This window comes from Spongiivirga sp. MCCC 1A20706 (assembly GCF_046524175.1).
Taxonomy (GTDB): Bacteria; Bacteroidota; Bacteroidia; order Flavobacteriales; family Flavobacteriaceae; genus Spongiivirga.
Genome location: NZ_JBEFZF010000001.1, coordinates 497,779 through 522,399, shown reverse-complemented (window position 1 = coordinate 522,399; position 24,621 = coordinate 497,779). Strand labels below are relative to the sequence as shown.

Here is a 24,621-nt window from a genome sequence, read left to right as displayed (position 1 = left end):
TCTTCTTTTTAAATTCTTTTAATGTATACATCTCCATTTAGCGTCTTAAAGTCATATACTGTACCGCCATTTCCTATTTTCATAACTGGTTTGGTCTTTATAACGTAGGCGACATTTCTTTTACCGGATTTTGTCGATTTCGTTGTGTTAGAAACTACTTCGGTTACATCAAAATCTGTGTAGAAATCACCATGCATACTTTCAAAACTAACATCAGCCCCAAGGTTGTCTAAACAGTGTAATGTGATCTTACCGTTAATAGTGCTGTAACTTGATTTTTCACCAGGGTTTTTTACATAAACAACATCAATATTTCCGTTAATAGTCCTAATGGTCGATTGACCGGAAACTTTGTTTAAAGTAATGGCGCCATTGATGTTATTTACATCCAATGTAGATGTCTGAATATTGCTTACTTCAATATCTCCTCGATTAATCGTACTGACACTCAACTTCATTTTTCGGGGCATTCTAATCGTGTATTCTGCATAAAAATCATAATCAGGCCCATCATTATTACACCTATTCATTTGCAAGCCCCATTTTTTATCCTCTTTATACTGAATATAAGGTGCATCAGGATATAGTACAATACGGTTGGCTTCTTTCTCCAGTTTATAGGTCAATTCTTCCATACCTTTGTCAACATCTTCTTGATCGTCGGCTTTGATTATCTTTTTAACAGTGACTTGAACCGAGTTGCCTTCATAGCCGATTACCGTAATCGGACCATTAATATTCTTGGCTATCAACTCATATTCACTCGGACTATTATCAATACTAACTTCTTTTTTGAAGGTTTCCTCCTGCTTTTGTGCATTTATCGGTATCAATACTCCTACTGATAAGACAAGCATGATTTTTTTAAAACTGTTCATTTTTTGATTTTTTAATTGATTTTACTTCGATTTTGGATTGATGATCATCTTAATAGTAGCTACCTATTTTTATATAATTTGCTTTATAGACTTTTCTATTCGGTCCTTAACGGCTTCGTTAGTTTCCTCTTTCTCTAATAATTGCTGTAATGGTCCTTTTGCATTTTTTTCCTGCAATAGCACCATAGTGTTTGCAAGTGAGATTTGAACTAGCGGTGATGTTTGGTGAGCAATTGAAGCAATCAGGCCCTCTCTTACTAATGGATTATCGGCAAACTGCACTAAAGATTCTACAGCAGCAATCCTTACATTATCATTCATATCATTATTGAGGGTTTTGAGTAGCGCTTTTGCCAACTTTTCATCTACCTCTTTAAACCTACTAACTTCACTAACTGCCTGTAAACGTTTATTTGCTGCTGGCTGTTCTAACAATGTAAGTACTAAGTCTTGTCTTACTGTTGTAAGCTCAGACGATTGCGATTGAGCATTGTTAGTTGTAAACCAAAACCCAATACCTACACCAACTACCATAAATGCCAGTCGATACATCAATTGTTTGGTAAATAATGTGTTTAAAAAAGATTCTATTTGGTAGATAAAGCTTGTCTTCGGTTTATGCTGTTCGACTGCATTATCTAGCATAGCAAAAAAACGATTATCCATCTCTTCCGACGGAATTTCATCTTTCCAATTATCTGTTGTTTCCCAAATAGATATTAGCGCTTCATATTCATTTGATAACGCATTATTTGATTTAATTTGCTGCGCTATTTCTTCCTGTTGGTTTTTATCCAACTCTCCCATTAAATAGGCCAATAACATCGATTTTTGCTCTTCACTAATCATATCCTATTCGTTTTCTAATTTAAAAAAAGCCGTTTTTAATTCTTTTAAAGCGCGATGAATATTCACCCTCACTGCAACCTCACTCATATTCTTCATCTCACCAATTTGACTGCATTTTAATCCTTGATATTTACTTAACACTAGTAACTCCTTTTTGTCTTTACTAAGCATGTTCATTGCCTTACGTAACTGTCGTTGCTGTTCATTTAAGCCGATCTTGGTATCCACATTTTGATCATTACTTTCTTTATTTGATAATAAGTCGACACCGGAGTCAGTTCTCATTTTTGAGTGTTTTCGGTAAAAATCATTGTTGACATTGATTGCCATTCTATGAATCCATGCTACAAAGTGGGCTTTGTCAGAAAAACTTTCCCGATATTTTAAAATACGCTCAAACACCGTTTGCACCAGATCTTCGCTTAACTGTCTATCGGCATTCATTTTAAAAAAGAAGCCAAATAACTTATGCTTATGTCTTTCGTACAGTAAACCAAGCTTATCTAGTTGCCCTGATTTTACTTGTAGCATAAGACTATTGTCAGTTATATTATTCAAAAATGGATACTTTTTGGTGTTAGTTTCAACAGAAGTACTTTGTTAAAGATAAAACGTTACACCTGCCTCAAACTTTTTTTTAAATTTATTTAAAAATGAAGATACTCCAAGGGCTTCCTTTGAGCTAGTCATTTAATGAAACAATAGATATTATGCAAACTGCAATTGGACCCTGGCAAGTTTTATTAATTATTCTCTTCTTTATAATCGGACCGCTAATCTTCTTCCTTATCGGTTATTTTTTTGGAAAGAAAAAGGGTAAAAAAGATGCCATTAAATCCACAATAGAAGATATAGGGAATTCTTAGATACCTCTCTCCTTGTGTTTTTATATTGTTCTAATTTTATGCAACCAAAAAGTTGCTTATTAAAAATAATGTCCTATATTTGCAACCATATAGTTGCATTTAAAACATTTTTGACATGAAAGATTCTTTAATTAAACAACAGATTATTGACCACCCAATTGACGTTATCTGGTCCGCCATTACCAATGCGGAAGAAATTTCTTCCTGGTTTTTAAAAACCGATTTTAAACCTGATGTAGGTTACAATTACACCTTTAACTCCACCGGAGAAAACTGCTCTCCTATTACAGGAGAAATCAAACAAGCAAGTCCATACACTTTAGTGTATACCTGGATCGTTGTAGAAAACCCGGTTGAAACATTGGTCACTTGGAAATTGGAAGATATAAACGGAAAAACCAAACTCACTCTAGAACATTCAGGTATTTCGTCATATGAATCGGCCACCGCAATAGAAATGTTTAACAGTTTTAACAACGGTTGGGATAACTGCCTTAATGGTCTCACCGAATACTTAAGCACGGCTATCAATGCAAAGTAAAAAGATCACCAAAATATTGAAGGCTATTGCGGACCCTACGCGACGTGAAATATTTCATGCATTAGTGGTAGCCGCTACCGCCTTATCAATAAATGAAGTTTCGGCTCAATTCGAAATAAGTAGACAAGGTGTTACAAAGCATCTAAAGACACTGGAAGAGGCAGGCCTTGTTCAAATATCAACTCAGGGTCGAGAACGCTTTTGTAATGCCAACGCAAAACCGTTGGAGACTGTACATAAATGGTTACAGTTTTACGAAAAGTTCTGGAGTGGTGCATTAAACGATTTAAGCAAATACTTAGATCAAAAAGATCACAAGTAGTCATTAAAAAAGGCGCCAATTGGCGCCTTTTTCATGAGTTGTCAGTTTGTTTTTATTGACTAATGAATCTAAATTCAGTGCGGCGGTTATCTGCATGTTCTCTTTCAGTACATGATACGCCATCAGAACAACGGTTTAGTAATTTATTTTCACCATAACCATTTGCTACCAATCTACTATTGTTAATCCCCTTAGCAATTAAATAGTTTACAACAGCTTGTGCTCTTCTTTCTGATAAAGCTTGATTTGCTGCTTTGCCACCTCGAGAATCCGTATGTGAAGCGATCTCAACAGACGCACCTTCATTTTGCTTAATTAGGGGCAGTAGACGCTCATCAATGATCTTTTTAGCTCCTGAAGTTAAAGTAGCACTTCCTAAGTTCCAGTTAATTGGAAGCGGGCTGTATTCTACAAGCTTACACTCAATTTCTCTCCAAACCGTAAGTCCACCTTTTTTATCCAGAATTTCCTTAGTAACTGTGGTAGTTTTAGCAGGTATTTCCTCTTCAATTACCTGAGCATCGCTTACTAGTTTTGTCATTTTTATAGTTCCTGATTTTCCGGATATAGGCACCTCTGTTGCTGTGGGTGGCTTCGCCATTACAATCTTATCCATTGTAGTTGTTTTTTCTGGAATCACTCGCTCTTCAGTAGTTGCAGGCACTATTATAGTTTTCTTTACAGTCTTGGTTACCGCTGGAATCTCAATTACACGTGTAGTCGGTGGAGTTACCATTACTTTTCTTGTCATCGTTTTAGTAACCGCCGGAATAGTTGTTACCTTAGTCGTAGGCGGAGTAACCATAACCGTCTTTTTTACCATTTTAGTTACCGCAGGAATATCGATAACACGTGTTGAAGCCGGTTTTACCAATACTTTTTTAGTGTAAGTACCCAAGCAATCAGGGTTACTTGTACCTGGACCACAATCACCCTCAATCTTGTTAGTTGAAGCATTGTTAGCTAGTACCATAGTTGCTACTGTTTCAAACTGAGCAGGGACGTTTTTATAACACCATGTACGACAATCATTAGGATCACTAGAGGCACAATCAGGAGCTACATCCCCCATTTCCCATTTAGCTGTTGCAGGACGTGTCTCTACAACTTCAGAATCTCTTGTTAGAGAAGCTGGTATTACTTTTAAGGTACTACCAGTTTCTTTCTTCTGATACGTTATGGTTTCATTTCGATATTCAGCAGGAATAATTTCAATACGTTGACTTGCTTCTTTAACGACCACCTCATACTCTTGAGTTTCATACTTTGCAGGAACAATCTCAACTTTTTCACTTGCCGGTTGTACTACAACCTCAAAAGTCTGGTTTTCATAGACTGCTGGAACAATTTCCAATCGCTGACTTGCAGCTTGGACGACAACTTCTTCAGTTTCTGTTCTTGTAGTACCGGGTACAAGAACTAATCGCTTAGATGCTTCGCTTGTAACGACCTCAATTTTTTCGGTACGCATTTTTGCAGCAACAGGAACTAAACGAGCACTTGGGTCAGCAGTAACAACACTTTCAGTCACTGTTTCATATTTTGCCGGCACCACTCTTAACTTTTTATAAGCTGGTGATGTGGTAATAGTTACGGTTTCATTTCGCCACACATCGGGCGTAACACAACGCACATAACATTTACCGGGTTCAGGATTGGTTGGTAAATCTTGGGAGAAACCTGTGCCAGCTAGGCACAATCCAAAGAATAGCACTAATAATTTTTTCATTTTGGCTCTTGTAATTAGTTAATAATAAGTTATTTACATTTTAAAGATACAAATTTAAATTGAGTATTTAACATTTGTTTAAGATAAAGGGTTTTATTTACTACTTTCGACGAAAAGAGCTTAAATGACGACAAACAACACACTATTGTTGTCAACAAAATTTAATTTGTAAGTATCCACAGCTTTTTAGTAATTTTAAAGAAGTAATAACAAAACCGAAAAAAAATGTTTGAATTATTCCAAAGCGAGAAAAACCAAAAACACTACTTTAACTTAAAAGCGAAAAACGGACAAGTAATTTTGTCAAGTCAAGGATATAGCGATATTTCAGGTGCCAAGAATGGCATCGAGTCAGTTAAAACAAACGCGGCTGATGATAGTAAATTTGAAAGAAAAACTGCAAAAAATGGTCAGTTTCACTTCAACTTAAAGGCGGCAAATGGCCAAATTATTGGCAGTAGTGAGATGTATACTTCAGAAGCTGGTATGGAAAACGGTATTGCTTCCGTAAAGAAAAATGCTCCGGGAGCAGATACTAAAGAAAAATAGCTTACCGAAAATTTAAGGCAAAAGCATCTTCCTTAAAAAGAAGATGCTTTTTTTATGGTAATGCCTTTTAGTGTATTTAGAAATTTATCGTGCAATTCGTTATCATAATCTAAATGGGTAACGATACGAAGCTTCCCTTGTCCCATTCCAATAATTCTAACGTTGTTTTCTTCTAGTTGCTGTAAAAATAGGTTTTCATCAACACCATCTGCCAATTGAAAAATGAGAATATTAGTTTCTACAGGTTCTACTTTCTTCACAAAAGACAAACTTAATAGTAGTGATTCTATTTCTTTGGCTTTTTGGTGATCTTCATGCATTCGCGAAAGGTGATTATCTAATGCATAAATACCGGCAGCTGCCAAATAGCCTGCCTGGCGCATTCCTCCACCAAAAATCTTTCGTATCCGAATAGCTTGACTGATATGTTTTTTAGAACCCAATAAAACCGATCCTACTGGACAGCCTAGACCTTTTGACAAACAAACCGAAATAGTATCGAATAATTTACCATATTGCTCTGGTGATTCATTTTTCGCAACTAAGGCATTCCATAAACGGGCACCATCTAAGTGATAACTCAATTCATGTTCCTGGCATACTGTTTTAATTTTTTCTAATTCACCAAAATCCCAGCAGGCTCCACCACCTTTATTTGTGGTATTTTCGATACAAACCAATTTGGTAAGTGGACTGTGATAAAAATCTGGCGGATTAATAGAAGATTTTACTTGTTCCGCTGTCATCATTCCCCGATTACCGTCGATAAGTTTACAGGAAACACCGCTATTAAAGGAAACGCCTCCGCCCTCATAATTATAAACATGTGCATACTTGTCACAAATAAGTTGATCACCGGGATTGGTATGTAGCTTAATTCCTGTTTGATTGGCCATCGTACCCGATGGGAAATATAATGCAGCTTCCATATTAAAAAGCGCGGCCATTTTTTCTTCAAGCGCGTTTACTGTTGGATCTTCTTTAAAAACATCATCACCCACTTTAGCTTGCATCATTGCATTGAGCATGCCCGGCGTCGGTTTGGTGACCGTATCACTTATTAAATTAATTGTTTTCAATAATTATCAGTTTGTCATTACTACATTCCATTATAACACTGAATACTTCCTATCGGTGACCCATCAGGGATTTTAGGACTAGGCAGCACCTTGAATTTCTCAGGTTCTTCAATGAATTTATTGATTCTTGAATCAAGTTCTACATAATGAGCTATTGGCTCTTGCTTTTTAAGCCAATTTGTTAGTCTCATTAATTCAAGGTTCACTACTGCACTCACTTCATGATATGCCTTTCCAGAAACTGATAGATTCATTAAATGTTTTAAAACATTATAATTAACAGCACGTTGCACTTGGCCTTCATAGCCTTTCTTTAGCTTCGATTTAACGGTATTATCTAATAATGCGGTTATCATCATATCTAAAGAAAGCTGGTCGGTATCCAGTGCGGATTGTTGAACCAATCGAGAGGCTCGTTCAGGATTTAATAAAAATGTAAGTGTAAAATCACTCGCTGTAGATGCCACGCTAATAGCATCAAACGCCACTCCTGTCTTTCCTTTAAATGATTCTCTTGAGCGCCAATAACCCATTGCTCTCGGAGGAAACAGGGCTAATTTATCTTCTGGAATCATTAAATTTTTAGCTGATAATGTTTGTAGCACACTACTTAAAGCTTGTTTCTGTTCCTTTTTTGAAACCACTTTGGTAATTAGTTGACCGTCGCCCTTAACAGCATAATTATAGTCAAGACCGCCAATCACTTTACTAGTGGCATCAGTTTGATAACGATGTAAAAAATAGAGTGGTACAAAGACATCTTCTAATACAGAATAAGGTTCGTTGGTTTTAATATTATCTTTTGAAAAATTAGCAATAGCATTTTCTCTAACAGTTAAAATACGACCTAATTCGTCCGCAGCACTCTTACCATTATCCCAAAGATGAGCTAATGCATGTGCCCCACCAACCGGTCTGGCGTCGCTGTCGGAAATATATCGATGCCCTTTAGTAGCAGCATTAGTCAGTATGGCATTCAGGGCTTTTTTCTCATCAGCGTTCTTATCGAACTCGGTGTAGGAATAAGCAACAGTAATTTTGTCCCAATCTCCAATTTTATTATCGTAAACTTTGTCAAAACTCAACTCATTTCCTTTCAATTCAAAATAAGGATGCGGATAATCCATTACGGAAGCTCTGTCGTTAGTACTTGCCGCAAAATTATGAGCAAATCCTAGTGTATGTCCAATTTCATGTGCTGACAATTGACGTATTCTAGCCAAAGCAACCTCTAACATGGGGCGATAATTGCTATCATTAGCAGCAAAAGGTTTATTCATTAAAGCCTGCGCAATCATAAAGTCTTGTCTTATTCTAAGGCTCCCCAGACTTACGTGACCTTTGATAATTTCGCCCGTTCTAGGATCAATCACACTTGCACCGTAGCTCCAACCACGTGTACTACGATGTACCCATTGTATTACATTATAACGCACATCCATTGGGTCAGCATCATCCGGGAGTATTTTTAATTGAAATGCATTTTTGTAACCAGCAGCTTCAAAGGCTTGGTTCCACCATCGCCCACCATCTAACAAAGCTGACCTTACCGGCTCTGGAGTGCCATTATCTAGGTAATAAATAATAGGCTCTTTAGCTTCACTAACTGCTGCTGTCGGGTTTTTCTTTTCTAATCGGTGCCTGGTAATAAAGCGTTTTGTAATTGATTCTTGTACCGGGGTAGCATAATCCATATATGAAATTGAAAAAGAACCACTACGTGGATCGTACTCCCTTGGTTTGTAATTATCATCAGGAAGTTTTACAAAAGAGTGATGTTGATTTACGGTAACAAAACCAGAATTAGGGGTCACTGATCTTACCAAACCTCCGGTAGCCTGACCGGTAAAGGTAAGCATCAAATCAAACTCGACGTTTTCAGGAAAAGCTTTTGTTCTAGTCAATTCAACTGCAGATTTGCTTTTATCTAGCTTATAGTTGCCTTGTTTTCTTCCTTTTAATCGTTGGGTAACACCATGCGTGTCTTGTATTAAGAATGGGGTCAAATCGACAACATAGGTAGTTCCCTTGGTTTCTTTAATAGGAAAACCAAATAATACTGACTTCGCAAAAGCCTGCTCTACCGATTTTCTTTCTAAAACATTGTCTGAATTTGCACGATAGTCCAAGTTGGGTTGAACCAAAAGCAGTTTATTTCCGGCTTTTTTAAAATATACAACAGCTTCATTTCCCAGCTGTCCCCTATCTAAACCTATATCATTATTTCCCAGACCACTACTTAATGAAGGTACGTGAAGAAACTCCTTGTCCAATTTATCTACTTCTAAATAGATCCTGTCTTCGGCTTCATCATAGTGAAAAGTAAAATAGCCGTTAAACGTTTTTAAGTTTTTCTTTGAAGCAAGAAACTGCGCATTTGATGCAAACAGGCTGCAAAGAGCAGCGATGAAAAGAATTTTTTTCATTTTTTTGGTGGATTATCAATGTATAAATTTCCGTAAAAAAATTTTACCACAAAGTACGAAAAGCTATTTTTGCTCAAATAACAAACGAATATGGTAACTACCGATCAGATAAAGGATCTTCAAGAACGCCTTGGTGCGTTAAGGAGGTATCTTTGACATCGATTCGAAAAATATAGAAATAGCTAACGAGGAGGAAAAAACCTTCGATCCTAATTTCTGGAACGACTCACAAAAGGCCGAACTAGTAATGCAGCACTTACGTGGGTTAAAAAAATGGGTGAACGACTATAAGGAAGCTAAAAACTTAGTGGATGAATTGGAAGTTTTATTTGAATTTTACAAAGAAGGCGAAGCGAGTGAGCAAGAGGTTACCACTAACTACCAAAAAACGGTCGATTTTATAGAAGACTTAGAATTTCGCAACATGCTTTCCGATGAAGGCGATAACATGAGTGCTGTACTGCAAATTACTGCAGGAGCAGGTGGTACGGAGAGTTGCGACTGGGCAAGTATGTTGATGCGCATGTATATTATGTGGGCTGAAAAACGAAAATACAATATTAAAGAGCTGAATTTGCAAGATGGGGATGTCGCTGGTATTAAAACCGTAACATTAGAAATAAGTGGTGACTTTGCATTTGGTTGGTTAAAAGGCGAAAATGGAGTGCATCGATTGGTGCGTATTTCCCCTTTCGATAGTAATGCAAAAAGACATACTTCATTTGCATCAGTATATGTGTATCCGCTTGTTGATGATTCCATCGAAATAGCCATTAATCCTGCCGACATTGAAATAACTACAGCCCGCTCAAGTGGTGCCGGCGGACAGAATGTAAATAAGGTCGAAACAAAGGTTCAACTAACGCATAAACCCACCGGAATACAAATTTCTTGTTCAGAATCCAGATCACAACATGATAATCGCGCCACTGCTATGCAAATGCTGAAATCACAATTGTACGAGATTGAGTTGCGTAAAAAAATGGAAGCTAGACAAGATATTGAGGATGCTAAAATGAAAATTGAATGGGGATCTCAAATTCGTAATTATGTAATGCATCCTTATAAATTGGTTAAAGACGTTCGGACCAATCAAGAAACTGGTAATGTCGATGCAGTAATGAATGGTGATATAGACGCATTTCTCAAATCATATTTGATGGCAATGGGACAAGTCGCTGATGAATAACGGGTTTAGAAAGATGAGAGTCACCCCATAGTTTTTACTTAACTAAATAACGGACCACTATCAACTAATATTATGAATGAAATAAAAAACGTCATCTTCGATTTAGGGGGAGTATTAATCGATTGGAATCCTGAATATGTGTATCTGGATGTTTTCAAGGGAGACCGTACCAAAATGAAATGGTTTTTTGATAACATTTGCACTATGGATTGGAATGAAAATCAAGATGCTGGATATCCGCTTGCCAAGGCTACCGAAGAACGGGTAGCACTATTTCCCGAGCACGAAGAACTCATTCGCATGTATTATGGCCGGTGGGAAGAAATGTTAGGAGAACAAATTGATCCGACCGTCGATATTCTAAGACAACTGATTAATAATACCGCACTAAAAGTAGTAGCACTAACCAATTGGAGTGCTGAAACATTTCCCGTAGCTTTAGAACGGTTTGATTTTTTACAGTGGTTTGAGGGCATTGTGGTATCTGGTACCGAAAAAACGAGAAAGCCATTTAAAGAAATTTATGACATCACGCTAAATAGATTTGATTTGGTTGCCAATGAATCGATATTTATTGACGACAACGCAAGAAATATTGAAGCAGCCAATCAATTAGGTATTCATGGATTGCATTTTAAAAATGCGAATACACTTAAAAATCAGCTTAGTAGTCACAAAATAAAAGTCATATAAATTATGATAACGGTATATCACAACCCGCGTTGCACTAAATCGCGCCAGGCCCTTGCATATTTGGAAAATAAAAATCTTGATTTTGAAGTCATAAAATACTTAGATCATCCCCTATCTAAGAATGAATTAGAAGATTTATTAACCAAATTGAATATAAAACCTATATCGTTAATAAGAAAAAACGAGGCAACATGGAAAGAAACGTTTAAAGGTAGGACACTTTCTGACACCCAGATTATTGAAGCAATGATACAGTATCCAAAACTCATGGAAAGACCTATAGTTGTGAAAAAGGATAAAGCAATCATTGCCCGACCTACAGAAAACATTGACAACTTGATTTAAATTTTGTCTAACAATAACACTATTTCATTTAACAATACTTTAACCAACGCTGATTAAACCTTGATATAATTTAGCGATCTAATTCAAGAAATCATGAGATTTTTAGTTTTAATTTTTGTTTTCATTTTCGGAATTCAATCGATTAGTGCTCAGTTTTATAATAATCGACGTCAACGCTCTTTGCCTAGTCAACAAATACAGGCACCGGCCACCGAGCAAAAGAAACTGACACTTGAAGAAAGTATCGATGAGTTTCTTGATAAGAATGAAAAGCTATTGGAAATCGATGCATTTCAAAAAGCATTGTTACGTACTGAATTGATTTCATTCGCTAAAAAAAGGCAGGAAATCATTAGCGGAGGTGAATCGATTGAGGAAAAGAAAGCCATGATCGATAATGAAACCGAAAAGTTTGAAGGTGGACTAAAGAATTTGCTATCAGATGAACAGATAACAACTTTAAGAGACCTTCGCACTAAGGGCAGCAGTAAAGCAAAGCGCGAAAAAAAGAAGAAAAAGAAGCGTAAGAAAAAAGGTTAATTGTTTTAAATGAAAAAAAGCATACTCGCCGTTGTTTTACTATCAATAGTATCAACGGTATTCTCTCAACGACCCTCAGCTGGAGGCGTTACAAAAGTTACTGGAAAAGTAATCGATGCCGACACCAACACCCCGCTTGAGTATGCAACCATAACACTTCAGAATGAAAAATCCCCTGAAAAAATTACAGGGGGCATCACCGACTTAAATGGAAATTTTTCTGTGGATGCATCTTTCGGAATCTATACAATTAAGGTCGAGTATATATCGTTTTCTCCGGTTATCTTAAAAAATCAAAGAATCAGGGGCCCACTTGATTTAGGAACAATATCCCTTAAAATTGATGCACAACAATTAGAAGAAGTTGAGGTAATTGCCGAAAAGACTACCGTCGAAATTCGTTTGGATAAAAAAATATATAATGTTGGTAAAGATCTTACAGTAAGAGGTGGAACAGTTACTGATGTTTTAGACAATGTACCATCAGTATCTGTCGATGTTGAGGGGAATGTAGCACTGAGAGGAAATGACGATGTACGAATATTAATTAATGGCAAACCTTCAGGACTTGTAGGGTTAAATTCAACCGAAGCACTTAGACAACTACCTGCAGAATCTATAGAAAAAGTAGAGGTGATTACCTCACCATCGGCGCGATATGATGCCGAAGGTACCGCTGGTATCATCAACATCATTTTGAGAAGAAGTAAATTACAGGGCTTAAATGGTGCGATTACTACGAACATTGGATACCCTGAGAGCTATGGGATTTCCGGAAACTTAAACTATAGAGTTGGTGATTTTAATTTCTTCACCACTTCTGGTTATAATTATCGTACAACACAAGGTAATTCGCTAAATGATACGCGCTTTTTTGACCGTGGGGATGGAGAAAGTTTTTTAAAAGAGCAGCGTGAATTTGACAGAATTAGACAGGGTTTTAATGGTAGCTTTGGCGCAGAATGGTATATAAATGACCAAACATCAATTACGGGTTCAATAGTTATCAGAGACAGTGATAATGAGAATAACTCGACCAATTCCTTGCTTCAAACGGCATCAAACGGTACGCAAATTAATAGTACACGTTTTACTCCTGAGGAAGAAGCGGATAAAACCGTACAATATTCTTTTTTGTTTGATAAGAAATTTGAAAAAGCAGGGCATGAATTGTCTTTTGAGTTTCAATACGAAACCAGCGACGAGATTGAGGATGCCTTGATTACGTTAGATGACATCCCTTCAGAAAGTGTTACAACCGATGAGGCCCAAGATCGTATTTTATTGCAGTTAGATTATGTATTACCCTTAAATGAAAAGCAACAGCTAGAATTTGGATATCGCGGGAATTTTATTGATTTACTAACTGATTATAATGTTGACTTTTTTAATGTAAATAGTGGTTTTGACCCAACTACAGATAATGAGCTTCTCGACAATCAGCTTAATTATCGCGAATATGTGAATGCTTTGTACAGTCAGTACGGAGAAAAAATTAAGAAATTCTCGTATCTATTAGGCCTTCGTATGGAAGATAGTCGAATCACAATACAGCAATTTGCTAGCAATGACTTTGACAGAAAAACCTACACTAGCTGGTTTCCTACGGTAAATTTATCGTATGAGTTTACTGAAAAACAAAGTATTACTCTTGGATACAATCGCAGAATTAGACGTCCACGATCTCGATTTATTAATCCATTTCCAGCAAGAAACAGTGCAACTAATTTATTCCAAGGTAATCCAGATATCGATCCTGTGTTTACGGATGCTGTCGATTTTGGATACTTGAATAGGTTTGGGAAAGTAACTTTAAACAGTTCTATTTTTTATCAACGTAGTACAGGGGTTTTTCAATTCATCACCGAAGACACTGGAGAGACAATATTTTTAAATGGACAAGAAACTCCAGTGCTTAGACGTACGCCAGTTAATTTGTCAAGCAGCGACCGTTACGGATTTGAATTCAACCTTACCTACAATCCGAACCGCAAATGGCGCCTTAATACCAACTTTAATGTATTTCAGGTAATTACGGATGGAGAATTTAATGGAATTGATTTTAGTGCTGAAAACTTAAGTTGGTTTATTCGTTTAAATAATAAGTATACCTTACCTGGTAAGGTGGATTGGCAGACAAATATATTTTACCGAGGTCCATCAGAAACGGCTCAATCAAAATCAAAAGGTATTTTCACAACAAGCATGGCCTTTAGTAAAGATGTTTTTAAAGAAAAAGGATCTATTGCTTTTAATGTAAGTGATCTGTTTAATAGTCGGAAAAGAAGATCAGAATCATTTACTCCCATTTCATTTACTGAATCAGAATTTCAATGGAGGGAACGCACCTTTAATTTAGCGTTTACCTATAGATTTAATCAGAAGAAAAAGCGTTCTAGAAATGGAAGGCCCGGTGGCGGTGATGATTTTGAGTTTGAAGGATCTTAGAAAAAGAAACTATACAATTAAAAAAAGAGCCAATTGGCTCTTTTTTTATGCTTCTCTTTTGGCTTTTCGTTCTTCACGCTTTTCCTGAATAAGCTCGATGATCGCACCACCTAACCAATAAGGAACAAAGGATACTAAAAAAATCATTAGCCAAAAACCAATGGTTAGTATCGTAAGAAATGCTAAAAAGCCAAGATATTGATCAAATTCAAACATAATTTCCGGATAATTTTTGAATCCACGCAAAGATAGTAGTTAAAGTATTACAATCAATGAAAACAAGGCAATTTTTCAACAGTTAATCAACAAGTAATTTTATCTCGATTTGTAGTTGATTTGGCATAACTTTGCAAAAGCTTAAATCAACTTAAAAACAGCATGGAATATCGTATTGAAAAGGATACAATGGGTGAAGTTAAAGTACCTGCTAACAAATATTGGGGTGCACAAACTGAACGATCGAGGAACAATTTTAAAATAGGAAGTCCGGCATCAATGCCTCTGGAAGTAGTTTATGGCTTTGCTTATTTAAAGAAAGCGGCGGCATATACTAACTGTGAGCTTGGTGTATTACCCATTGAAAAACGGGATCTGATCGCTCAAGTTTGTGATGAAATATTAGAAGGGAAACATGACGATCAGTTTCCACTAGTAATTTGGCAAACGGGATCTGGTACTCAATCTAATATGAACGTCAATGAAGTTATTGCTAATAGAGCGCACGAAATTGCAGGTAATACAATAGGTGAAGGAGAAAAAACCATTCAACCAAATGATGATGTAAATAAATCACAATCATCGAATGATACGTTCCCAACTGGGATGCATATCGCGGCGTATAAGAAAATTGTTGAAACCACTATTCCGGGAGTTACTAAATTACGAGATACATTACAAAAGAAGTCTGAAGAGTTTAAGACTGTGGTCAAAATAGGCCGCACTCATTTAATGGATGCAACTCCATTGACCCTAGGTCAAGAATTTTCAGGTTATGTATCACAATTGAATCATGGCCTCACAGCACTTAACAACACCCTTGAACATTTATCAGAATTAGCTCTAGGTGGAACTGCAGTAGGTACTGGAATTAATACACCACAAGGATATGCGAAGCGTGTATCAGAATTTATTGCAAAGTTTACAGAGCTTCCTTTCAAAACCGCACATAATAAATTTGAGGCTTTAGCAGCACACGATGCCATTGTCGAATCTCATGGTGCATTAAAACAGTTAGCCGTTTCTTTAAACAAAATAGCGAACGATATTAGAATGATGGCCTCTGGCCCTCGAAGCGGTATTGGAGAAATTATTATTCCAGCTAACGAACCAGGAAGCTCAATTATGCCTGGCAAGGTAAACCCAACACAGTGTGAGGCACTAACCATGGTTTGTGCACAAGTTATTGGCAACGATGTTGCTGTGAGTGTAGGTGGTACACAAGGTCATTATGAGTTGAATGTGTTTAAGCCAATGATGGCTGCCAACATATTACAGTCTGCTCAACTAATTGGTGATGCTTGTACTTCATTTGATGAACACTGTGCTCAAGGAATTGAACCGAATCACGAGGTAATTAAAGAACTCCTAAATAACTCGTTAATGTTAGTCACCGCATTAAACACTAAAATAGGCTATTATAAAGCTGCAGAAATTGCAAATACAGCGCATAAAAACGGAACTACATTAAAGGAAGAAGCAGTTAATCTTGGTTATTTAACAGCCGAAGAGTTTGACGAATGGGTAAAACCAGAAGATATGGTTGGTTCTTTGAAAAGTTAGTTATAACCCAAAATAATTACAAATAAAAAGCCGGCAGTACTATATGGACTACCGGCTTTTTTATATCATTAATACTTATTCTTTCTATTTCAAGCTAAACGATGATGTTGTTAGTAATTTTGAACCGTCAAAAACATTTACCACATAACGTCCTTTAGCAAATTCTTCTCCACCTGAAACGAACTCACATACGTCTAAGTTCTTATTGTCATAGTAGAATTTTGAGATTAAACTATAGTTAAGTGTAAGGTCGTTCTCAAAAGAAACCTGAGCATTTTCACCTAAAGTATTGTTCTTAGGATCAATAACCTGAACATATAGTTCTCTGTCACCGGCTTGAGCAATAGTGTTTTCAGGTACGGTGAAACAAACTTTAATTTTGTCTACACCACTTGCTCTTTCCATTACTCTTGTTTTACCAGAGTTACGTACTTTAATACCATTGGCTGTTAATCGTGCAGCTTTTAAAGAAGCACCTTTTTCAACAACCATTGCTAGTTCAGAATTTTGAACTAATAAAGAGTCATTATACTGTGTTTGCTCTTGTAAACGAGTTCTAGTACTATCAACTTCAGCTGTTAAAACGTTAGTCATTACACGTAAAGAATCGTTTTCAGCAAATAATTGATCTCTTTCTTTCTTTAGCTTAGAAAGCTCTCTTCGGTACCATCTTAATGAAGCTACGTCAGCTTTCATTGTTTTAACAGAATCTATTAATGTAGAAATTCTTGTTCTTGCATCTTCTAAATCCTTGTTGACGATGTTGTTATCGTTAATAGCAATATCGTACTTTGCTACCATATCATCAAGCTCTTGAATCACCATTTGCTTCTCTTCAGTAAGTGTAGCTTCTACTTGCTTTTTCTCGCTAAATAGTGTGTAACCCCAAATTGCAGCACCTATAAAAAGGATACCTAAAACTCCGATAATTGCTTTTAATCCATTGTTATTACCCGAATCAGATGCGTTTGATTTTACGGGTGTTTTTCCTGTCTTCTGTTCCATGATCTTAAATTAATTAAGTGTTTCTAATTGTGTTTGGTCTTCCAGTTGGTTTGTAAAATTAGTACTAATAACTTTATAATGTTCATCAAGGCAACAATCTAATTTTAATATTGCTCTTTTACTGAACACTTTTATATACGCTGATAATAACAGTTCAGATTTTAACAAAAAAATCCTTAGCGAAAAAAAAAGGAATAATGGATTAGGTATAAAATCCGAAACTACCTGTAAATCAATGCTTTTGAAAGGTGAATGCCGCCGTGTTATTTTGTTAAAAAAAATGTTACCATTACTTTAAATAATTGCCTTAAATGGAATTTCAATTCATCGTTTTATTTATATTTAACCGACTTTAACCTAGAACTATGAGACAAATATTTACCATAATATTGCTTTTTGGTGCCCTGTTTAGCCATGCACAGAAAGTAAAGCTTAGCCGCGTTGACAGTATTGAAACCAACAACGGAAAGATAGCCATACAGCCCATTTGGCACGGAACAGTTGCTTTTGTTTGGAACGGAACCACAATTTTAATAGACCCCAGTGCCGAAGAAGTTTTATTTGAAAACTATAAAAAGCCAGACGTAATTATTATCACCGATATTCACGGTGATCATTTCAACCTTAAAACCATTAATAGTCTTGACACTAAAGAAACAACCTTCGTGGTACCACCTGTAGTTAGCAAGAAGCTCCCTGAAAAATACAAGCAGAATCTGGTAACCTTAAAAAATGGAGAAGATTTTAATCTGTTTGGGGTCGATATAAAAGCCATACCCATGTACAATTTTCCTGAAGAAAAAAATGCTTTTCACACCAAAGGTCGGGGCAACGGTTATGTTCTTGGTTTTGCTAACAAGAAAATATACGTAAGTGGTGATACCGAAGATATCCCTGAAATGCGAAATCTTGATAGCATTGATATTGCCTTTATGACCATGAACATGCCTTGGACAATGACAGAGGAACAAGCAGCTAGTGCCGTGATTGATTTTAAACCTAACATTGTTTACCCGTATCATTATAGAAATAAGGATAAAAGTTATAGTGACTTAAAGAAGTTTAGAATTATGGTACAAAGTTCTAACAAGAATATCAAGGTAAGGCAACGTAATTTTTACCCTGGGCAGTGATATGGTTTCATTGTAATTAATAGTGGTTTTCAAATACTTACTTTACAAAGATCTGCTTACAATGATTTTTTTTTAAGTAGCTTTTCTAAAACTATTTTTAGCTCCTCATTATCCGGGCTAGGTGCATCAGCATTTACTAGTTTTCCTTTTTTATCATAAATTAAATATCTGGGAATTGTATTTATTTGGAGCTTCTTTTTTAATACAGAATTCTTAAAATCTAAAAGGAAATAGTTATCGTCATTATCCCACAACTTTTCTTGTTTAGCAGCTTTTTCCCAGGATCTTGGGTTTTCATCAATCGAAATAGAAATTACAGAAAAGTTTAAATCTTTGTATTCTTTCTTAATGTTTCGAAGTGCTGGCATTTGCTTCCTACAAGGTGCACACCAACTAGCCCAAAAATCAACCACAATCAAATTACCTTTATGCTTAGCTAAGATATCTTGAAAATTACTTGATATACTATATTTAGATGAAAGTAGTTTACCAGCGTCTTTTTTAAATTTTGCGAAATTATCCAACGACCTTTTTTCATAAGTGATAATATCTTGAAACCTTTTTGATAATACTACCCCATTATCAAAACCACTCTTCTTTAATAAAACAAGTAGTTCTGAAAAATTGCTTTTATCCGACGCATAAACCTCTTTTAATAATGAATTTAAAAAGAAGGTTTTCTCATCTAAGGTTAGTATGGAATCTCGGTTTAATACATGTTCTACAATTTCTTTACTTGAAATGCGATTCACTTTTTTCTGAAAATTAGAATTGATAAGGAGGTGTTTCAAATAACTGTAATATGCATAGTTTTCTAATGTCAAAGGACTAACATTCTCTGGGTTAAAATCGCTAAGCTCGAAATTGTACTTTTCATACAACGTTTGCTCCCAATTTGGAGTTTTATATTTCACGGCATAGAATGCCTTAAAAGCTTTGGATTCTGCAATTTTAAAATTGTAAAATTTTTCTGATACTAGGTTGCTCTTAAACAAGCTATCATTCATTCTGAGTGTATTCTCATAAACATCATTGATGGTAAATAGCTTTTCTTTCTCTCGAATACGGGAAAAAATACTGTAAACACGAAAAGTTGAAAAAGTAGGAGTTTGTTTGTTTACAAAAAAATCGAAATTGGTTTCATAAGGATTGCTTCTTCCATTAGTAATTTGAAAATACGGATATAAGAAATTTTCACCATCGAATCTCGTGTCTTTCAAAAATATATTCACGGAATCACCTTTTTTAAAAACTGCTTTGGCTGCAAACAAGTGTTTGTAGCCAGTTAACAATTTTACCACACTGTCTGTTGGTATTATTAGTGTATCATTACTGTATTTCGTACCAATTGAAATTAAATCTTGTTTCATTTGATTTTTCTCAGAAATAATACTCAATTGCAATTGATCTATAGTGTCTTTAAGTATGAAGACTACTTCATTTCTAACTTCTTTAGATATAGTAGCTTGTTTTTCTGTAGTACTCTGTTTCTTTTTAACAACACTTTCTTTACAGGCCAATAAAAGAATCATCAAAATCATTGATATCCTTATTATATTTTTCATACATTTTTTTTAGTAACACGGTATGGAAATGATCCATACCGTGCCTGATTAAACTTAATAATTACTAGCAACTCGCACAAAAATAGCTAGTTACATCATGGTCATTTTGATAAGCCCATTGTGCATCAGCAACACTATAACCGGGGATCCAGCCCACATTTTTAATGTAAATACTACATGGACCATTAAATCAATCGTATACGAACATTAATATCAGGATTTATAGTAATTCATTACGCGATCCGTGTTTTTATAGTTATTGCAAAGATCAATACAGTAAAAAAGTAGTCAGCAGTAAAACACTAAATGCTACAGGTAAAATTATCATGGTAAAAGTGAACCCTAAAAAGATGTATTTAATAAAAGTCTTAAAATACCCCTGCTGATAGAAATTTTTCATGGATATAAAAAGATGAATTATTAACGTAAAATACAGTAGTGTCCACCACCAGCCGTCCATTTTAAACATCATATTGACAGCCAGAAAAAACGCCCATAATAAAAATACTAGTGTAAAATAGTAAAAGGAAAATACCATATGATGCGCGTAGCGTGCTCTTCGCCAATACATTAATTTTAATAAGAAGGCGAATATTGGTAATAAAAAGAACATTGCAATAGGTATGGTACTATAAAAAGTTTCTAAGGTACCCCTACCCTTACGTTTATAAATTTTTAAAAGTTGCTGATATAGCTTTTTACTAAATCCACTTTCATCAGGAGACATTCCTATTTCTTCAAGAATCTTTTGATCTGGAACTCCAGCTGCAATTAACGAATCTACCTTTTTCTGATTAAAACCAAGTTCTAAATTAGAAAGCTCATTTTTATCAGCATTCTTAATAATTGAATCTATTTCCTGAATCTCTTCATCGGTCATTCCGGAATACTTTTGATTCTGCTTTAAAGGCAACATAATGTTTTGAACCTGTATGGAGTCTAATTTTTCACTCGGAATACTATCTAGTTTAATTTCTTGATTCAAACCCCTCTCTATTGCATCATCAAAGCTTTGTTGCTGTTTTCGTTGTTCAAATGAAAAAACAAAGAAAAATACCACTGAAATAAATAAATAAAACTGCGCGGGATGTAAATATAAGAGACGCTTTCCGTTAACAAATCGCCTGGCTAAAACGCCAGGTTTAAATACCAAGGGAACAAAACTTTTAAAAAAACGAGCGTCAACGGAAAAGTAATTCGCAACGGTGTTGCTGAATAATACTTTTACGGTAAGATCGTCCGCTGTTTTCTGACCGCAATTAGGACAGTATTCGTATTCTTCTTTTAAGGCACTTTCGCAGTTTTTACAAAAGTCTTGGCTCACGGGTTAGTTGTTTGCATAAATATACAAAATGAACGATTTCAACCTAACGCAAAACAACAAATTGTAACTATCTATTTATCAGATACATATAAATTAAAATAATTTTTGGCATGGCCTTTGAAACTTATACAACAAATAGCGTAAGCCGAAAAGCTAAATGAGTAGGCGTAATTCAAAACCTAGTATTATGAAAAAGACAGCATTCTTTTTAGTTGCGATGTTATTGTCAATTACAACAGCAATTGCGGCAGAAACAACAATCGTAAATGAGGGACTTAACGGAATTACAAAACGCTATCGTCATGTACAACCTATTCGGTTTGTAGAGCGTGGGGTAGTATTTTTTGTATATCCTAACGGAACCTTTGACTACAATCCGCGAAGAAGCCGACTTCGTGTTAGAAGAGGCACATATTATGGAGCATCTATTTCTGCTCCAGGATTTAACTTTAACTATAGAAATCGTGGTAATCGTTTTAGAAACGGCTTAAGAGTTTCTTACGACCACTATGGACGGTTGAGAACTGTTGGTGGTATTTATATAGATTACAATAGAAGAGGAAAAGTGCGAAGAATTGGTCGCGTTCACATTAGTTATAATCGCGGCAGATTGCATCGTGTAGGCGGACTACAGTTACATTATAACAATTGGGGATACACGAATAGATTATCAGGATTTGTCAATGACTATAATGTTGGATGCGGAATATGCGGAGCTACTGGATGTACAGCGAACCATTTTGACCATGATCGATTCGACTTTGATGACGACTATTACGATGAAGATCGAAGACGATATAAGAACAAAAGAAGACGATACCGCTCACATGATCACGATGATGATTATGATGATGACGATGATTAAAAAGAACTTAGTTTGATTTTGGTAAGCCCTTTCTAATAGCAATGTAGAAAGGGCTTTTTAGTATTGAAATCTAATCATCAAGATGTTTGTGATTTCTTGGAATCAATAAAAAATCCGTTTGCCGGCCATTTACATATCTAAAACCATCTTCACCATAAAATCCTGCTTCTTCGAACATCATACGCACATCACGATTCCACTCTTTTACAAATACCATCGTATTCCCTTCAATAGCATATACGGTATTTTGATGTAACGGATAATCTCCATCTCCCGGAACACCTCCCTGCGAATCCCACATACCTATGGTGGTACCAGCACTATGTCCATATAGACCTAAGGGATGTGTATAAATTGCCGGACGAAAACCTTCCTCTTTACTTTCTTTTAATGATTTCAAAAGAACTTCATTTCCTGTTCTACCCGTTTTAAAATTGCTTGTAAAAATATCTTGAACGCGATTCATCTCCTTTAAAGCCTTTTTCAAATAGGTGGGTGCTTCCTTTTCTTCTGGTCGAAGAACATATGCCAATTCCTGACAATCTGTATTTAATCTTAAGTATGTAATTCCAAAATCACAATGCAACAAATCTCCAGGTAGAATGACCATATTTTCCGGTCTGTTTGAAAATGCATAAAGGTGGTTGCCTACCTTGTTTTCAGATCGCTGTACATCAACCGAAGGGTGAAACCAGGTTTCTAATCCCATATCGGTAACTTTTTGGCGCATCCACCACTCAACGTCAGTAGTTGTGGTAACACCAGGCGTAATTACCTTAGATGAGAAAGCCTCTGCAATAATATCATGGGTAATTGTTACTAGTTGATCGTAGAGCACCATTTCGCGTGCCGTCCTAGTTTCAATCCAGCCTACAGCCAATTTTTCTGCCGATGTTATTCTTTTTTTAAATTTAACCGGCAGGTGTTGCATCAACTCATCGTAATCCGTTTTTACTAAACCATCAGCGATATTAAAATGAGTCGAAGTGTTCAGACCGATTACTTTGGGGTTTCGTTCTTCAATGAGTTCGATCAGACGTTTCCATTGATCCGGCTGCTTTTCCTTATTCCATGCAGATACTATATTCTTTCCGACATTATACCTAGCAATTGCTAGTTTCTCAATTGTCTTTTTTGCCTTATCTCTATAAAATACAAGAATAGTTCGCCTTCTGGCGTTTAACCAAGTAGAAGGAAGCATTGTTTTTAAAACCGGATCCTCGTTATACTCCCGAGAAATAACAATCCACATATCGATGTTCGCATCATCCATTAAGTTTGGAAGTAGATTGTTAAATCGATCTTCAAGTATGGCATCAACAACTTCTGCCCTTTCCCGCTCCGGTAAAATCTGGGCTTTGATACTCACTGTTATTAAACAAAAAAGTAATAAATGTTTTTTCATTTTATAGTTTCTAAAGTGGCTGTTCGTTTTATCTTACCGCTTCCTGTACGTTTAAATTCAGAAATAAAAAAAAGTTCTTTGGGCGTTTCGTAGGTATCGAGGTTTGCAAAAGTGATAGGATCGATATCAATTTTATCGCCTTCAATGACAAGCACTAGCTTTTCACCAAGTGCCTCATCAGGAATCGAGGAAACAAAAAAGTCTCGAGGTAAACTTTCCGCCAATTTTAATTCAATTTGTTCAGGCATAAGTTTCACGCCTCCAGAGTTAATTACATTGTCATAACGCCCTAACCATTCAAAAGCATCGTCTGAAATGATCTTCACAATATCATTCGTTGCAATTGTTTCATCATTTAATTTACTGGCATGTATTACCAAACAGTTTCTGTCGTCTTGAGAAATGGAAACATCTGGCAACAGTTTATAATGCATATGTCGTACTTCAGATGCGTTAATAAAATTATTTAGTTTCTTAGCAGCAATATGCGTTATAGTTTCCGTCATACCATAAGTAGCATAAGCGTTGGCCTTTACTAATTGTAGTTTTTGAAACAAGGTATTTGTTATTGGTGCGCCACCAATAATTAATGTGCCGATACGGTCAAGGTCGTGAATAGAATGTAATACCTGCAATGGCACCATTGCACAAAAATCGTATTCTTTGGTACTGTTGGCAAGAGGTCGCGAAGAAGGAGCCGCTAAATCGAGTTCTAGTCCCAAAATTATCGCCCTCACCAACATCATTTTTCCAGCGATATAGTTTGATGAAAGGCAGCTTAATGCTCGATCTCCTACCGTGGTTTTAAAAAAATTTCCAGTGGCAATGGCAGAGTTTACCATATACTGCTTTTTTATTGAAATGAGTTTAGGGTTGCCGGTAGTACCTGAAGTTTTTATTTGGATTGTTTCTTTTTCACTCAACCAATCGGTTAAAAAATCGCCCACTGCCTGCTCATAAGGTTCCCCCTCTTTAATAAAACTATATGCTACTTCTTTAAGTCCTTCTCTATCAAAAGGAATTCCGTTAAGTTTAAAACCTAAACGAATTTTAGAAAAATGTGGTGCCATTTAGTTATTTAGCTGTTGGCT

23 protein-coding genes are annotated in these 24,621 nt (G+C 35.9%); 11 read left to right on the top strand and 12 right to left on the bottom strand.

All coding sequences use genetic code 11. From position 1 onward, the window contains the following. Positions 1 to 8: 8 nt before the first annotated feature. The 3 genes from ABN763_RS02380 to ABN763_RS02370 all read right to left on the bottom strand — a co-directional run bounded on the left by ABN763_RS02380 (position 9) and on the right by ABN763_RS02370 (position 2,258). Positions 9 to 878, bottom strand: a complete 870-nt coding sequence (locus ABN763_RS02380; protein WP_410483807.1) for a DUF4097 family beta strand repeat-containing protein — start codon at positions 876 to 878, stop codon at positions 9 to 11. Positions 879 to 947: 69 nt separating this feature from the next. Beyond that, positions 948 to 1,727: a HEAT repeat domain-containing protein gene (locus ABN763_RS02375; RefSeq protein ID WP_410483806.1), complete on the bottom strand. Its 780-nt coding sequence runs from the start codon at positions 1,725 to 1,727 to the stop codon at positions 948 to 950. 3 nt (positions 1,728 to 1,730) lie between these two features. Further along, positions 1,731 to 2,258: an RNA polymerase sigma factor gene (locus ABN763_RS02370; protein WP_410483805.1), complete on the bottom strand. Its 528-nt coding sequence runs from the start codon at positions 2,256 to 2,258 to the stop codon at positions 1,731 to 1,733. Between the two features lie 450 nt (positions 2,259 to 2,708). Here ABN763_RS02370 and ABN763_RS02365 point away from each other — a divergent pair, with 450 nt between their 5' ends. Together ABN763_RS02365 and ABN763_RS02360 are read left to right on the top strand one after the other, a co-directional pair. Further along, on the top strand, positions 2,709 to 3,134 hold the full coding sequence (locus tag ABN763_RS02365; RefSeq protein ID WP_410483804.1) for an SRPBCC family protein: 426 nt from the start codon (positions 2,709 to 2,711) through the stop codon (positions 3,132 to 3,134). Then, on the top strand, positions 3,124 to 3,456 hold the full coding sequence (locus ABN763_RS02360) for an ArsR/SmtB family transcription factor (RefSeq protein ID WP_410483803.1): 333 nt from the start codon (positions 3,124 to 3,126) through the stop codon (positions 3,454 to 3,456). The genes ABN763_RS02365 and ABN763_RS02360 overlap by 11 nt, the downstream gene beginning before the upstream one ends. A 52-nt stretch (positions 3,457 to 3,508) precedes the next feature. On the opposite strand, the gene ABN763_RS02355 is transcribed toward ABN763_RS02360, so the two are convergent. After that, the gene (locus ABN763_RS02355; RefSeq protein ID WP_410483802.1) at positions 3,509 to 5,185 is read right to left on the bottom strand and encodes an OmpA family protein; all 1,677 of its coding nucleotides are present in this window, start codon (positions 5,183 to 5,185) and stop codon (positions 3,509 to 3,511) included. A 225-nt stretch (positions 5,186 to 5,410) separates the two neighbouring features. Here ABN763_RS02355 and ABN763_RS02350 point away from each other — a divergent pair, with 225 nt between their 5' ends. Further along, positions 5,411 to 5,734 carry a YegP family protein gene (locus ABN763_RS02350; protein WP_410483801.1) on the top strand — a complete coding sequence of 108 codons (324 nt, stop codon included), beginning with the start codon at positions 5,411 to 5,413 and terminating at the stop codon, positions 5,732 to 5,734. A 32-nt stretch (positions 5,735 to 5,766) separates the two neighbouring features. On the opposite strand, the gene ABN763_RS02345 is transcribed toward ABN763_RS02350, so the two are convergent. Continuing rightward, positions 5,767 to 6,762 carry a threonine aldolase family protein gene (locus ABN763_RS02345; RefSeq protein WP_410484169.1) on the bottom strand — a complete coding sequence of 332 codons (996 nt, stop codon included), beginning with the start codon at positions 6,760 to 6,762 and terminating at the stop codon, positions 5,767 to 5,769. Positions 6,763 to 6,833: 71 nt separating this feature from the next. Further along, positions 6,834 to 9,239 (bottom strand): zinc-dependent metalloprotease, encoded by a 2,406-nt coding sequence (locus tag ABN763_RS02340; protein WP_410483800.1) that lies wholly within the window; start codon positions 9,237 to 9,239, stop codon positions 6,834 to 6,836. Between the two features lie 90 nt (positions 9,240 to 9,329). Here ABN763_RS02340 and prfB point away from each other — a divergent pair. The 5 genes from prfB (at position 9,330) to ABN763_RS02315 (ending at position 14,454) form a co-directional block, all read left to right on the top strand. After that, positions 9,330 to 10,428 (top strand): peptide chain release factor 2 gene (gene prfB / locus ABN763_RS02335; RefSeq protein ID WP_410483799.1). Its coding sequence is split into 2 segments (ribosomal slippage): positions 9,330 to 9,392 and positions 9,394 to 10,428, totalling 1,098 coding nucleotides; the frame shifts between segments, so codons are not numbered across the junction. Positions 10,429 to 10,500: 72 nt separating this feature from the next. Then, positions 10,501 to 11,121, top strand: coding sequence for an HAD family hydrolase (locus ABN763_RS02330; RefSeq protein WP_410483798.1), 621 nt, complete (start codon positions 10,501 to 10,503; stop codon positions 11,119 to 11,121). A 3-nt stretch (positions 11,122 to 11,124) separates the two neighbouring features. Then, positions 11,125 to 11,466, top strand: a complete 342-nt coding sequence (gene arsC / locus ABN763_RS02325) for an arsenate reductase (glutaredoxin) (protein WP_410483797.1) — start codon at positions 11,125 to 11,127, stop codon at positions 11,464 to 11,466. Positions 11,467 to 11,559: 93 nt separating this feature from the next. Continuing rightward, positions 11,560 to 12,006 (top strand): hypothetical protein, encoded by a 447-nt coding sequence (locus tag ABN763_RS02320; RefSeq protein ID WP_410483796.1) that lies wholly within the window; start codon positions 11,560 to 11,562, stop codon positions 12,004 to 12,006. A 9-nt stretch (positions 12,007 to 12,015) separates the two neighbouring features. Further along, positions 12,016 to 14,454: a TonB-dependent receptor domain-containing protein gene (locus tag ABN763_RS02315; RefSeq protein ID WP_410483795.1), complete on the top strand. Its 2,439-nt coding sequence runs from the start codon at positions 12,016 to 12,018 to the stop codon at positions 14,452 to 14,454. 45 nt (positions 14,455 to 14,499) lie between these two features. Here the strand turns inward: ABN763_RS02315 and ABN763_RS02310 are convergent, their stop codons facing one another. After that, a complete protein-coding gene (locus ABN763_RS02310) occupies positions 14,500 to 14,670 on the bottom strand; it encodes a hypothetical protein (RefSeq protein ID WP_410483794.1) in 171 nt (56 codons plus the stop codon). Between the two features lie 162 nt (positions 14,671 to 14,832). Here ABN763_RS02310 and fumC point away from each other — a divergent pair, with 162 nt between their 5' ends. Then, positions 14,833 to 16,233 (top strand): class II fumarate hydratase, encoded by a 1,401-nt coding sequence (gene fumC / locus ABN763_RS02305; protein WP_410483793.1) that lies wholly within the window; start codon positions 14,833 to 14,835, stop codon positions 16,231 to 16,233. Positions 16,234 to 16,317: 84 nt separating this feature from the next. Here fumC and ABN763_RS02300 read toward each other — a convergent pair whose 3' ends face one another. Beyond that, complete coding sequence (locus ABN763_RS02300) at positions 16,318 to 17,238, bottom strand: chromosome partitioning protein ParA (protein ID WP_410483792.1); 921 nt, start codon at positions 17,236 to 17,238, stop codon at positions 16,318 to 16,320. 365 nt (positions 17,239 to 17,603) lie between these two features. Between ABN763_RS02300 and ABN763_RS02295 the strand changes: the two genes are divergently transcribed. Next, positions 17,604 to 18,371 carry an MBL fold metallo-hydrolase gene (locus ABN763_RS02295; protein WP_410483791.1) on the top strand — a complete coding sequence of 256 codons (768 nt, stop codon included), beginning with the start codon at positions 17,604 to 17,606 and terminating at the stop codon, positions 18,369 to 18,371. A gap of 56 nt (positions 18,372 to 18,427) precedes the next feature. Here ABN763_RS02295 and ABN763_RS02290 read toward each other — a convergent pair whose 3' ends face one another. Together ABN763_RS02290 and ABN763_RS02285 are read right to left on the bottom strand one after the other, a co-directional pair. Then, positions 18,428 to 19,936 (bottom strand): TlpA family protein disulfide reductase, encoded by a 1,509-nt coding sequence (locus tag ABN763_RS02290; protein ID WP_410483790.1) that lies wholly within the window; start codon positions 19,934 to 19,936, stop codon positions 18,428 to 18,430. 268 nt (positions 19,937 to 20,204) lie between these two features. Continuing rightward, the gene (locus ABN763_RS02285; RefSeq protein ID WP_410483789.1) at positions 20,205 to 21,260 is read right to left on the bottom strand and encodes a DUF3667 domain-containing protein; all 1,056 of its coding nucleotides are present in this window, start codon (positions 21,258 to 21,260) and stop codon (positions 20,205 to 20,207) included. 187 nt (positions 21,261 to 21,447) lie between these two features. Here ABN763_RS02285 and ABN763_RS02280 point away from each other — a divergent pair, with 187 nt between their 5' ends. Continuing rightward, on the top strand, positions 21,448 to 22,125 hold the full coding sequence (locus tag ABN763_RS02280; protein ID WP_410483788.1) for a hypothetical protein: 678 nt from the start codon (positions 21,448 to 21,450) through the stop codon (positions 22,123 to 22,125). A gap of 70 nt (positions 22,126 to 22,195) precedes the next feature. On the opposite strand, the gene ABN763_RS02275 is transcribed toward ABN763_RS02280, so the two are convergent. Together ABN763_RS02275 and ABN763_RS02270 are read right to left on the bottom strand one after the other, a co-directional pair. Next, positions 22,196 to 23,530 (bottom strand): M24 family metallopeptidase, encoded by a 1,335-nt coding sequence (locus ABN763_RS02275; protein WP_410483787.1) that lies wholly within the window; start codon positions 23,528 to 23,530, stop codon positions 22,196 to 22,198. After that, a complete protein-coding gene (locus ABN763_RS02270; RefSeq protein WP_410483786.1) occupies positions 23,527 to 24,600 on the bottom strand; it encodes an AMP-binding protein in 1,074 nt (357 codons plus the stop codon). The genes ABN763_RS02275 and ABN763_RS02270 overlap by 4 nt, the downstream gene beginning before the upstream one ends. Positions 24,601 to 24,621 lie beyond the last annotated feature (21 nt).